We start from the raw sequence: 12784 nt of genomic DNA, 5'->3' as shown, positions 1-12784 counted from the left end.
TATATTCTAAACACAGGTATTTCAAAGGTACGTTATGACTGCATTACCCGTCATTGTCGGCATGGGAGGCATTAATGCCGCTGGCCGAACTTCTTTTCACCAAGGCTATCGTCGTATTGTGTTAGACAGTTTAGAGCCACAAGCGCGCCAAGAAACGTTTTTAGGCCTTGCCACATTAATGAACTTAGTGACTAAAGTTAACGGCCAGTTGCAAGATACCCAAGGTAATCATGTTGAGCAAAGCGACATTGAAGCACGTTTTGGTGAGCAAATTATTGCCGGTACATTAATTCGTAAAATAGAAAAACAACACTTTGATGTAGACGCGACACCTTGGCAGCAAAAAATGACGTTAACGGCTTCAGATGATAGCGCAATTATATTTGAAACTCGCCGGCGTGACTTACCCTCACCGTTACCAAGTAATTGGCAAATTGATGAACTCGATAATAAAAAAGTAAAAGTGACGATTACTGCAAAGCTTGATGTAAAACACGATTCAACCCGTGATAATCCGATTAAATCGGCAGGGCAATTTCCTACAGGGTTCGATCCGGCAATAATGTACAACAGTCGCTACCAGCCTCGTGGGTTGCAGGCTACAATTTTTGCTGCCACCGATGCAATTAAATCAACCGGATTCGACTGGCAACAGATCATCAATAGCGTAGAGCCTGACAAAATTGGTACTTATTCAGCGTCTGTTATTGGTCAAATGGATGATAAAGGCTTAGGTGGGTTAGTGAAAGCGCGCCAACAGGGAGAGCGTGTCAGCACTAAACAGTTAGCGCTGGGTTTAAACACCATGTCGACTGATTTTATTAATGCTTATGTTACGGGTAATGTCGGTACTACGTTTTCAACATCGGGTGCGTGTGCTACTTTTTTATATAACCTGCGTGCTGCGGTTAATGATATTCAAGCTGGGCGCACCCGCGTAGCCATTGTTGCCAGTGTAGAATGTGCTATAACCCCTGAAGTTGTTGAAGGCTTTGGTAATATGAGTGCGTTGGCTAACGTTGAAGGGCTGCGTCGTTTAGATAATTTAAGCAATGATGATGAGCCAGATTATCGTAGAAGCAGCCGCCCATTTGGCGAAAACTGTGGTTTCACGCTAGGCGAAGGCGCGCAAGTCGCTATATTAATGGATGATGCGCTGGCACTAGAGCTCGGTGCGGATATTTTGGCGAGTGTTCCCGATGTGTTTGTAAATGCAGATGGAGTTAAAAAGTCAATTACCTCCCCAGGCCCTGGTAATTATATTACGATGGCTAAATCGGTTGCACTTGCCAGTAATTTACTGGGTAAAGAAGCACTGCAACAACGTAGTTTTATTTTAGCCCATGGTTCAAGTACACCGCAAAACCGCGTAACAGAGTCGTTAATTTATCATAAAGTAGCGCAAACATTTGCTATTAATAACTGGAAAGTTACTGCGCCTAAAGCGTTTGTTGGCCACACGATAGCCCCAGCTAGCGGCGACCAACTTGCCATTGCCTTAGGTGTATTTAGTCATAATATTATGCCGGGTATTACTACTATTGATAAAGTGGCTGATGATGTTCACGCTAACTATTTAGATATTCGTAATACTCACTATAACTGTGGCGATATGGATATTGCGTTTATTAATTCAAAAGGCTTTGGTGGTAATAATGCAACCGCTACTGTGCTTAGCGCAAAAGTAACCATGCAAATGCTTGCGAAACGCCATGGCGATGCTGCAATGAATCACTACGCTGAAAAACATAAGCACGTAAAAGCGGCGCAGCATAATTACCAAGCACAAGCTGATTTGGGTGAGTATTCGTTAATTTATCGTTTTGGTGATGGCTTAATTGAAGAAAATGAAATTGTGTTAGATGAGCACAGTATTACGCTGCCAGGCTTTGAGAAATCAATTAGTTTTAATACAACAAACTCCTATCAAGATATGTTCTAAGCACACATACTTGTTAGCAAGGCGCTTTTTAAGCGCCTTTTTTGTTTGCCCAGCGAAGCTGGCAAACCCGTCAGGTTGAAAGAAATCTGAATCACCCCGACTGAGGGGAAGATAATCCGAATCGTAAGGGCGTTGCTGGCCAACGGCAGGGTCTGAAGGAAGCGATAGGAAGTTAACAGTACACAACGCAAGTGAACCTGTTTCGGCAGTGTAGGTGGGTAAGCGTGCAAAATAGCGCAAAGCCCGATACTCAGTCAGACCTATACTGTGTTTGAGGGTGGGATTGTTAACAGGGAGCCAGCACAGTAACTGGGGAAGCCTGGCATCTAAACTTAGTGTAAATAAGTGGCCTAAACTCAAGGGGAAACCCAAGGTTTAACGTCGGTGTGAGGTGGCAGATGAACCCGTAGTAGTGAGTAAGGCTAGGCCGATGAAAGCCAGTAATGGTGTGGAGGGCAAAACCAAGCCGACTATCAGCAGCGTGTCTGATAGGGTCAATTTAAATCAAAAGTTTTAATTGATTGCGAAGGGGGGAAGTATTCTTTAAGAGTATGAAAATCAGGAATATCGACGTATAGGCTCACATGTATTTCGACGGAAATAGGCAAGAGATGACGGCTAAGCAGGAATGTGGACGCTGAGAATTAAAGGCCGAGCACGGGAGTAATGATTGACCACTTAGGCAGATTGCCACTGGGCTAGCACACCTAATGTCATCATGAAGGACACCACTATACATCAATGTGAAACGACAGACATACCGCAAGCAAAGGCAATTGATGACAGTTTACTACAGCTTGTATGGGCAATTATTAGATATTAATAACCTGTACAAGGGATTCAAAAAAGTGAAAGCAGCAAAAGGAGCCGCCGGAATAGATGGGCAGTCCATAGCCGCGTTCGCCTTGAATTTAGAAGAAAACTTGAAACAACTGCAACGAGAACTGCAAAGCAAGCAGTATCGCGCGCAGCCGGTCAAACGGATAGAAATACCGAAAGACGATGGCGGCGTGAGATTGCTGGGCATTCCAACAGTTCGCGATCGCATAGTACAACAAGCGCTATTGAACATTCTCCAACCGATCTTCGACATCGACTTTCACCCATCAAGTTATGGGTACAGGCCGAAACGAAGCTGCCATGATGCCATCAGCAAAGCCACGGTATTTATTCGTAAATATCAGCGTGAGTGGGTGGTTGATATGGATCTGTCGAAGTGCTTTGACCTGTTAGATCACGATTTAATTATTAGCAGCGTCAAACGCAAAGTGACAGACGGTAGCATTTTAAAGCTGCTCAATCAGTTTTTAAAAAGTGGGGTAATGATAGGCAATCACTGGGAAGCGAGTGAGGTAGGGAGTCCACAAGGAGGGGTTATCAGTCCATTGTTGGCGAATATCTACCTAGATGCGTTCGATCAAGAAATGAAAAAGCGAAATCACAGAATAGTGAGGTACGCCGACGACATTTTGATCTTATGCTGCACAGAAAAAGCAGCGAAACATGCACTCACTGTAGCAACTCAGATACTGGAGAAAGACTTGAAGTTAACAGTCAACCAAAAGAAAACCCACATAGCGCATAGCAGTGAAGGGGTAAAATTTTTGGGAGTGGAGATAGGATGTAATTGGACACGGATCCAAGGGTCAAAACTCAAAGGCTTCAAACAAAAAGTTAAACGATTAACAAAACGAAATAGCGGCATGAACTTAGTTGAAATAATAAAAAGACTAAACCCAGTGGTGCGTGGTTTTGTAAATTATTTCAGTATAGCCAATTGTAAACGAGCATTAACTCAGCTGGCGGGGTGGTTAAGACGCCGATTAAGGGCCATTCAGTTAAGGTTGTGGAAAAATCCAGCGAGATTGCATAAACGACTAAAACAATTAGGGAAAAAGCCGCCATTTAAGTTTATAAAAATGAACTCATGGCGAAACTCCCTAAGTCCATTATCGAGTGTAGCAATGCCAAACCAATGGTTTGAAGAGCTAGGTTTATATTCAATGGAAAAAGTAAGTACAGGATGGCTTGCTCAATCGGCGTTTAGTAAATAAGCCGAAGGGATAGAAGAATACAGGAGCCGTATACGAGGTCCGTACGTACGGTTCTGTGAGAGGGATGAGGCAAAAGCCTCACCCTACTCGATAATGCTTTCAGTTTGCAGAGAAGTTTATAGCGTGTACACATTTTTACAGTTTTTACTCTATAAGTGATTAAACTAAGTTTAAGTAAAAAACACACTGGCATATTATGCGCTTCGTTATTATTTTAATTGTTCTTATAAGCTTAACTGGTTGCACTGTGGCAGGGGTTATTTTAGATGGTCAGGCACATTCCGAGATGCTTGAAAAACAAAGTACCAGTAATTTATCTCGCTCTGAACCTTTTAAAGACACATTAACGGCGGGTCCTAAAAACAAAGAGGGATTAAGCTTTTCTAACTTAGGGTTGAAAATAGACACTGCATTGGTAAATCTAGTGAAAGTAGGTATTTCTGATAGTCCGCGACACATATGCCGACAGATCACAAAAAACTTAAAAGAATGTGTAGAAGTAGAAGAGTCTACTCTACACAACAAAGAACCTAAGCAGTTAAAAACTGATGATGAAATAATAAGTGTTGGTCTATAAAACTACTAATGAAATAGTAACTATGATCGTAGCCAGCGTGCATTTCGAGCTGCAGCGGATACGCTTTTTTACTAGCGATATCGACCAAGTTTTGCGGCTTAAGCTGCGCTTCTAGAAAGTTATCAGCATCACCTTGGCTTACCAACATAGGTAAATAGTTTGCTTGCTCGGCTTGTTGCATTAATTCGCAGGTATCGTATTGTACCCACGTTGTTTTGTCGTCACCTAGGTAGCCTGTAAATGCTTTTACACCCCACGGACACGCCATAGGGTTAACAATAGGGCTAAATGCAGTGGCACTGGTGTATGACTTTGGATTTTTAAGTGCAATCATTAATGCACCATGCCCGCCCATAGAGTGCCCAGAAATTGCTTTTTTAGCCGTTACTGGAAAATGCTGCTCTATTAATGCGGGTAGCTCCTTCACCACATAGTCGTACATATTGAAATGAGTATTGTAAGGTGCCTGCGTCGCATTGATGTAAAACCCTGCACCTTGCGCAAAATCGTAGCTATCTTCGTTGGGCACGTTTTCACCACGTGGGCTAGTATCGGGCGCTACAATAGCAATACCTAGCTCCGCTGCTTTTTTAAATGCGCCGGCTTTTTGCATAAAGTTTTCATCGGTACAGGTTAAACCTGACAACCAGTACAGTACCGGTACTTTATTAGTTTCACTGGCACCTGGCGGTAAAAATACCGCAAAACGCATAGTACAACGAGTGCTTGAAGCGCTATGGCTGTATTGCTTATGCCATCCGCCAGCCACTTTTGTTGTTGAGATATTTTCTAACATAACAATCCTTAAAAGCCGTTACTTAATAGCAACGGCTTGTAATGGTAATTTAAATAAATTAGTAATGAATGACAGTACGAATGCTTTTGCCTTCATGCATTAAGTCAAAGGCATTGTTAATTTCTTCTAGGCTCATGGTATGAGTGATAAAGTCGTTTAGCGCAAATTCACCTGCCATATAGCGCTCTACAATCTCAGGTAACTGCGAACGACCTTTAACACCACCAAACGCACTACCACGCCATACGCGACCCGTTACTAATTGAAATGGGCGGGTTGAAATTTCTTGGCCTGCACCTGCAACACCAATAATCACCGACTCTCCCCAGCCTTTATGACAACACTCAAGGGCAGAGCGCATTACATCAACATTACCAATGCATTCAAATGAGTAATCAACACCGCCATCGGTCATTTCAACAATGACGTCTTGAATTGGCTTATCAAAGTCTTTTGGATTAATTAAGTCCGTTGCACCGAGTTTGGTCGCAAGTTCAAACTTAGCAGTATTAATATCAATACCAATAATACGACTCGCACCGGCCATTTTTGCGCCAATAATGGCAGATAAACCAATACCGCCTAGGCCAAATATTGCCACAGTATCGCCCGCTTTTACTTTAGCCGTATTGGTGACAGCGCCCATACCGGTAGTAACACCACAGCCTAATAAACAAATTTCTTCTAACGACGCTTCTTTATTTACTTTAGCCAATGAGATTTCGGGTAGTACTGTGTATTCAGAGAACGTAGAGGTCCCCATGTAATGATAAATTGGCTCACCATCTTTGAAAAAGCGAGTGGTGCCGTCTGGCATTAGGCCTTTACCTTGCGTTTCGCGAACCGCAGAGCATAAGTTGGTTTTACCTGAAGTACACATTTTACATTCACCACATTCTGCGGTGTATAAAGGAATAACATGATCGCCAACTTCTACGCTGGTAACGCCTTCGCCCACAGCGTATACAACACCTGCGCCTTCATGGCCTAAAATAGCGGGGAAAATGCCTTCAGGATCTTCACCCGACAAGGTAAATGCATCAGTATGGCACACACCGGTTGCGGTGATTTTTACCATTACTTCGCCTTTTTTAGGCATCATCACATCCACTTCTTCAACGCTTAACGGTTGATTTGGACCCCAAGCAATTGCAGCTTTCGATTTTATAAATTCAGACATGTGTTTATCCTTTATCGTAATTAGATAATAATTGTAGACCCAATTTATTTGGGCGATGAGGTTATTGTATTTGTTTCTCAGATAATGATAATCTTCAATTTAATAAAACACTTTTACAGTATGGTAATAATTATGCGCTGGGAAGGAATTGATGAGTTTATTGCTGTTGGTGAAGAAGGAAGCTTTACCCAAGCAGCACAGGCGTTAGGTTTATCGGTTGCGCATATTAGCCGCCATGTTACTAAGCTTGAGCAAAGACTAAATACGCAATTATTAACCCGTACCACTCGCAAGGTGGTATTAACTAAAGAGGGTGAGCAGTTTTTACACCAAGTAAAACACTTACAACACGCTATGGATGAAGCCACTCAAGGCTTAGCATCGGTGCAAACCTCACCTAAAGGTAAAATTAAATTAACGGCGCCGGTTATGTATGGTGAAAGTTTTATTATGCCCATTGTGCATTCATTTATGCATGATCACCCAGAGGTAGAAGTAATCGCAACGCTTTCTAACGAGCAAGAAAATCTACTAGAGGGCGGCTTTGATTTAGCCATACGATTAGGCCATTTAAAAGACTCAAGCTTAAAAGCGCGTCGCTTGAGCTCAAGGCGTTTCATTATGTGTGCCGCGCCGAGCTATTTAGCGTGTTTTGGTCAGCCCCATACTTTGGGTGAGCTTAATCAGCACCAATGTTTAATTGGTAACAGTAGTTATTGGCGAGTCAATGAAAATAATCGTGATAAACATATTAAAGTAGCGGGGCGATTGCGTTGCAATAGCGGGTGGGCACTGGTTGATGGTGCTAAAAAAGGCTTAGGTATTGTTCAGTTGCCTGACTATTACATTGAAAATGAGATAAAAACCGGTCAGTTAGTGCCGGTACTAACGCCATACCAACCCCAACAAGAGGGTGTATGGGGGGTTTATCCGCCGCGGCAATTTGTTGCTACTAATGTACGTGTTTTACTTGATTACTTAGTGACAGGGCTAAAAATATAGCAGCACTGCCTGTTTGTTTAAAATATGGGCAAGTATCAGATTTATAAATTATTTCTTACATTTATGGTGATATTCAATTGTGCTAAGTTCATGCTACTATAGCGCCACACTTTTAGCATTAATGTTTTAATCAATATGTTTCAACCTGTTAGCTTGTTTATCGGGCTCAGATATAGCCGATCATCAAAAGGCAATGCGTTTATTTCGTTTATTTCTTTTTTTTCTATTGCAGGTATAGCGATTGGTTTAATGGCGCTATTTACGGTAAGCAGCGTCATGAACGGCTTTGAAAGTAGTTTAAAATCCAACATGCTGGGGCTTATTCCGCACGTTGAAGTGCAAGCCAAAGATCACACTAAAGCGCAAATGAATACCCTTAAATCAGCTCTTGAGCAATCGCCGTATGTTAACCATGTTAGTTTGTACCGCCATGGTGAAGCTATATTGCAAACTAATAAAGATCTTCACGGGGTGTTATTACAAGGGCTGTATGATAACAACGGCTCACTTTACAAAATCACCGACAAAATAGTACAAGGTAATTGGCAAAGCGTATTAAACGATAATTACAACATTGCAATAAGTCGCTATTTAAGCCGAAAACTTGGCGTTGGCTTAAACGATAAATTACGAGTTATTATGCCTAACGCATCTACCTATACACCACTTGGGCGCATGCCAAGCCAACGTTTATTCAAAATTGCGGCTATTTATGAAACTGGCTCTGAAATAGACATGGGGTTGGCTTTTACCAGTGGCGAATCACTGCAACGAGTATTAAAGCAAAGTAGCAATACAGCCCCTAATTTAAGCGTGTCACTGCATGAGCCATTTGCGCTCGATGAGTTTACACAAGACAGCCAACACATACTCAATGATTTTAAATACACCGATTGGCGCAGCAGCCAAGGCACTTTATTTGCCGCCGTTGCAATGGAAAAACGTATTATGTCTATGCTACTGGGTTTAATTGTGCTGGTGGCGGTATTTAATATTGTATCGGCACTCACCATGATGGTCAGTGAAAAACAAAGCGAAGTCGCAATCTTGCAAACATTAGGACTCACACCCAGCCAAGTGCAAACCGTATTTATGGTACAAGGGCTCTATAACGGGGTAATTGGAACGGCAGTCGGTGCCTCGTTAGGTATTTTATTAAGCTTATATATTAATGAACTGTTCGCCTTGGTTGGCTTAAATTTATTATCGGGGATGTCACTGCCGGTCAAATTTGATGTGGTGAGTTTGAGTGTGATTGCTGCTTTGAGCTTAGTAATGAGCTTTATAGCAACTTTATATCCTGCGCGCCAAGCGGCTAAAGTAAATCCAGCAGAGGTATTACGTTATGAATGATTTAGTAATTAGTTGTGAAAAAATAAGTAAAGTGTACCAAGACGGGCAAAATCAGGTTGAGGTATTAAAAGGAGTTGATTTAGCGCTAACCCAAGGTGAAATGCTGGCCATTGTAGGCAGCTCGGGTTCAGGTAAAAGTACGTTATTGCATATTTTGGGCACCTTAGACACGGCCAGTGCCGGTAGTGCAAAAATAAAAAACCAAGACGTGGCTAAGTTATCTCGCTCTCAGCAAGCGATGTTTAGAAATAAAAACTTGGGGTTTATTTATCAATTTCACCACTTATTAATGGAGTTTAGTGCACTTGAAAACGTTGCCATGCCATTACTTATTAAAGGCTTGAGCGCAAAAGAAGCCAATAAAAAAGCACTTAACATGCTAGATAAAGTAGGCCTTGCACACAGAAGTAGCCATAAACCCTCCGCGCTTTCTGGTGGTGAGCGCCAGCGTGTTGCCATTGCGCGTGCTTTGGTGACAGAGCCTGCCTTGGTACTTGCCGATGAGCCAACGGGTAATTTAGACAAACAAAACGCAATTAAAATTTACGATTTAATTAATCAGCTCAATAAAAGCTTAAACACCAGCTTTGTAGTAGTAACGCATGATTTAGAGCTGGCCGATAAGTTAGGTAAAATAGCCTATTTAGATGATGGTAAATTATCAATAAAAGAGTCTAGCCATGTTGCTTAGTGCCTTTATTAGCAAACGTTTTAGAGCCTACTCAGGGCATAAAGATGAAAAAAATGCCTTTGTTAGTTTTATAGCAAAAGCATCAACTATCGGCATTTTACTCGGTGTGGCGGTATTAATTGTGGCGTTGTCAGTGATTAACGGTTTTGAACAACAACTAGTGCACCGCTTATTGAGTGTAGTACCGCAAGTTGAATATGTAGCACCAAGCAGACCGATTGCTGATTGGCCCGCTAAAGTCAAAAAATTAAAACAGCAACCACAGGTAATTGGCGCGGCCCCGTTTATCGCGGTTAATGGTATGGCGCAATTCAAAAGCCAATTAAAAGCGGTTGAAATTCGAGGTGTTGAGCCTTCACTAGAAGGCGATGTCTCAGCTATTAACCAATTTACACAAGGTAAATTAGTCAGTCAGCTAGCAGGTGATGATGTTATTTTAGGCAAGCAAATCGTAAAGCAACTTAATATTGCATTAGGTGATAATGTAACCTTGTTAATTCCACAAATTAGTGAAAATAACCAATCATTACTTGCGCCAAAACGGATAACATTGACGCTTGCAGGTATTATAGAAATGGGTGGGCCACTTGATAGCAGCGCCGCGTTTATCCATCTTAGTAAAGCACAACAAACCTTAGGCTACGATCAAAGCCAAGTAACAGGTTTACGCTTACGTGTTGATGATGTGTTTTCGGCGCATCAAATAGCACTTAATGTTGGGCAAACTATTACCGATTATGTATATATTTCCAGCTGGTTTAGAACCCAAGGTAGCTTGTATCAAGATATTCAAATGGTACGCACTATTGTTTATATTGTGGTGTTTTTAATTATTGCGGTCGCCAGTTTTAATATTGTGTCATCACTGGTGATGGAAGTACGTGAAAAAGAGGGCAATATTGCTATTTTAAAAACCATGGGTGCCAAAGACAGTACCATATTGGCTACTTTTGTAATGCAAGGCTTAACTCAAGCATTTGTCGGTGTACTTTTAGGCTCAATTATTGGCGTTGTATTAGCCATTAACATCAGCGAACTATTTACCTGGTTAAGTATGTTACTCGGGGCTAATCCATTAGAGGGCGTGTATTTTATCGAATTTTTACCCAGTAAATTGGTATGGCAAGATATTGTACTGACTGTAATCGCTACCTTTGTGCTCGCTATATTGGCGACACTATACCCTGCTTGGCAAGCAACGCGTGTTGATCCCGCAAAAGTATTGGGTAATTAAACACAGTATTTAATAGGGCACTTAACCTAGTTCTGATAAACTATCCAGCTATTAATAGCCAACAGTTTTGTTTGCTGAGCATTTATTTACCCTAGGATTTACTTTGACAAATAACGATATTTTACGCCGTATTCGCTATACCTTTGATTTAACTGATTCAGCTATGGTTGACGTTTTCGCCGCGGCAGCGCATACCGTAAGCACTGAGCAGGTAATTGCATGGTTAACTAAAGAGGGTGAGCCTGGGTATACCTCAATAAGTGATACCGAATTTGCTGTGTTTTTAAATGGTTTTATAAACACTAAGCGTGGTAAGCGTGAAGGCGAGCAGCCAATACCTGAAAGCAAATTAAACAACAATATTATTTTTATGAAGCTACGCATTGCTTTAAACATGAAAGCAGAAGATGTAATTGCTACGTTGGCATTGGTTGACTTTGATTTAAGCAAACATGAGCTAAGTGCATTTTCACGTAAAGTTGAAAATAAGCATTACCGTGTGTGTAACGATCAAGTGTTGCGTTTATTTTTAACCGGTGTACAGCGTAACACAGCATAAATTTACAGCTCAGAGGGCGCTATTAACTCTTTGTGCCTACAAATTAGCAGATAAGTGGCGTGAGCATATGCGAACGCTTTGCTTGTCTTACTTAGTCCACCTAAGTTACTCATGTTGCGCTGCGATTTAATCGTCACTAGTGTAAAAGTTAAATAGCTTCCGGTAAAATTGCCTCTAAAATACTGCTTTAAATTTATTTTTATATTTTATGTAAGAATACCTATCACAATTGCGACTAATAAATATCATCATTCATTAAGGCGCAAATTATGTGTTCATCACCTAAATCAAATATGTCAGCTAGGGCCAAACAAGCGCCCACTAAAGGTATTCTTGAAGAGTTGACGATTGAACAAAGACACCATTTTGCTGAAGTAGCAAATCGTGCTGATCAACAAAGACAGCAGAGATTAGCAACGCAGCGCCGTTATGCTCAAAAGCACGGTAATACCACTAGCAAGACTAAAACAGTAAGTTTTTGGCGTTTTCTAACAGGCTATCTATTTTCTTAATGCTACATTTATTTATTATTGTTAAATGTAAATAATTTGTTTGAGTAGTTAGGTTTACTGTTATAGTTAAACAATTAAAATTTAGAGACGCCATACAATGACACAAGATTTGTCTGATCAGTACACGTTTGACGATCCGGCTCTTATTAGCAAAATAAGACAAGAAATGTTGAAATTTGCGATATTGCAGCTTAAAGATAATGGGCTAGCAGAAGATGCTGTGCAAGAGGCGCTTATTGCTGCTCATCAAAATAGCGCATCTTTTGGTAAAAAATCAGCTTTCAAAACGTGGGTATTTGCAATATTAAAAAACAAAATTATTGATATTTTGCGCAAACGTAATCGTGAAACCAATATTAGCGACCTGATGAATGAAGACAATAATGATGTTTCAGATATATTGTTTGATCAACGCGGCTTTTGGCAACAACAAGAGCGACCCGCTGGTTGGAATACACCTATGGAGTCGGTAAAAAATACCCATTTTTGGCGAATATTTGAAACCTGCTTAACGGGATTACCAGAAAATTTAGGTAGAATATTTATGATGCGCGAAATGTTAGAACTTGAGAGCAATGAAATATGCGAAATGTTAAATATTTCTACGAGCAACCTCCATGTTATTTTGTACCGAGCCAGAGTGAGATTGCGAGAGTGCCTAGAGAATAAATGGTTTCAAGAGGCTAATTAAAATGATGAATTGCAAACAGGCAACGCGACTTTTATCAGACGCACAAGAACGTAAGTTAACATTAATGGAAAAAAGCACCCTAAAAATGCACACTGCAATGTGTTCAAGCTGTCGTAACTTTGGCAAACAAATGGGTATTATTCGCAGTTTAAGCCGTGAATATTTAAAAGGCGATCACCGCTCGTAAAGGTTT

The 12784-nt window shown here is 41.1% G+C and carries 13 protein-coding genes; 11 read left to right on the top strand and 2 right to left on the bottom strand.

All coding sequences use genetic code 11. The features are described 5' to 3' along the window. The first annotated feature begins 34 nt into the window (after positions 1-34). From AC6H44_RS08115 to AC6H44_RS08105, 3 genes are all read left to right on the top strand, one after another. A complete protein-coding gene (locus AC6H44_RS08115) occupies positions 35-1942 on the top strand; it encodes a beta-ketoacyl synthase (protein WP_500734986.1) in 1908 nt (635 codons plus the stop codon). Positions 1943-2721: 779 nt separating this feature from the next. Further along, a complete protein-coding gene (gene ltrA / locus AC6H44_RS08110; RefSeq protein ID WP_500734985.1) occupies positions 2722-3996 on the top strand; it encodes a group II intron reverse transcriptase/maturase in 1275 nt (424 codons plus the stop codon). Positions 3997-4192: 196 nt separating this feature from the next. Next, positions 4193-4573, top strand: a complete 381-nt coding sequence (locus AC6H44_RS08105; RefSeq protein ID WP_500734984.1) for a hypothetical protein — start codon at positions 4193-4195, stop codon at positions 4571-4573. Here the strand turns inward: AC6H44_RS08105 and fghA are convergent. Further along, positions 4527-5369 (bottom strand): S-formylglutathione hydrolase, encoded by an 843-nt coding sequence (fghA, locus tag AC6H44_RS08100; RefSeq protein ID WP_500734983.1) that lies wholly within the window; start codon positions 5367-5369, stop codon positions 4527-4529. The genes AC6H44_RS08105 and fghA overlap by 47 nt on opposite strands. Positions 5370-5427: 58 nt before the next feature. Continuing rightward, positions 5428-6549, bottom strand: coding sequence for an S-(hydroxymethyl)glutathione dehydrogenase/class III alcohol dehydrogenase (locus tag AC6H44_RS08095; RefSeq protein WP_500734982.1), 1122 nt, complete (start codon positions 6547-6549; stop codon positions 5428-5430). A 129-nt stretch (positions 6550-6678) separates the two neighbouring features. Between AC6H44_RS08095 and AC6H44_RS08090 the strand changes: the two genes are divergently transcribed. The 8 genes from AC6H44_RS08090 (at position 6679) to AC6H44_RS08055 (ending at position 12778) form a co-directional block, all read left to right on the top strand. Further along, positions 6679-7551 carry a LysR family transcriptional regulator gene (locus AC6H44_RS08090; protein ID WP_500738407.1) on the top strand — a complete coding sequence of 291 codons (873 nt, stop codon included), beginning with the start codon at positions 6679-6681 and terminating at the stop codon, positions 7549-7551. Between the two features lie 135 nt (positions 7552-7686). Further along, positions 7687-8904 (top strand): lipoprotein-releasing ABC transporter permease subunit, encoded by a 1218-nt coding sequence (locus AC6H44_RS08085; protein ID WP_500734981.1) that lies wholly within the window; start codon positions 7687-7689, stop codon positions 8902-8904. After that, positions 8897-9595 carry a lipoprotein-releasing ABC transporter ATP-binding protein LolD gene (lolD, locus tag AC6H44_RS08080; RefSeq protein ID WP_500734980.1) on the top strand — a complete coding sequence of 233 codons (699 nt, stop codon included), beginning with the start codon at positions 8897-8899 and terminating at the stop codon, positions 9593-9595. Before AC6H44_RS08085 ends, lolD begins: the two co-directional genes overlap by 8 nt. After that, positions 9585-10829, top strand: a complete 1245-nt coding sequence (locus tag AC6H44_RS08075; protein WP_500734979.1) for a lipoprotein-releasing ABC transporter permease subunit — start codon at positions 9585-9587, stop codon at positions 10827-10829. Before lolD ends, AC6H44_RS08075 begins: the two co-directional genes overlap by 11 nt. A 103-nt stretch (positions 10830-10932) precedes the next feature. Then, entirely contained in the window at positions 10933-11388 is a 456-nt protein-coding gene (locus AC6H44_RS08070; protein ID WP_500734978.1) for a YehS family protein, read from the top strand. A 269-nt stretch (positions 11389-11657) separates the two neighbouring features. Further along, complete coding sequence (locus AC6H44_RS08065) at positions 11658-11900, top strand: hypothetical protein (protein ID WP_500734977.1); 243 nt, start codon at positions 11658-11660, stop codon at positions 11898-11900. A 97-nt stretch (positions 11901-11997) separates the two neighbouring features. After that, positions 11998-12591, top strand: a complete 594-nt coding sequence (locus tag AC6H44_RS08060; protein WP_500734976.1) for a sigma-70 family RNA polymerase sigma factor — start codon at positions 11998-12000, stop codon at positions 12589-12591. Position 12592: 1 nt separating this feature from the next. Further along, entirely contained in the window at positions 12593-12778 is a 186-nt protein-coding gene (locus tag AC6H44_RS08055; RefSeq protein WP_500734975.1) for a zf-HC2 domain-containing protein, read from the top strand. Positions 12779-12784 lie beyond the last annotated feature (6 nt).

This window comes from Pseudoalteromonas sp. TAP-3C (genome assembly GCF_059888565.1).
Note: the sequence above shows the minus strand (reverse complement) of the source record. Positions and strands in the feature narration are given on the sequence as shown.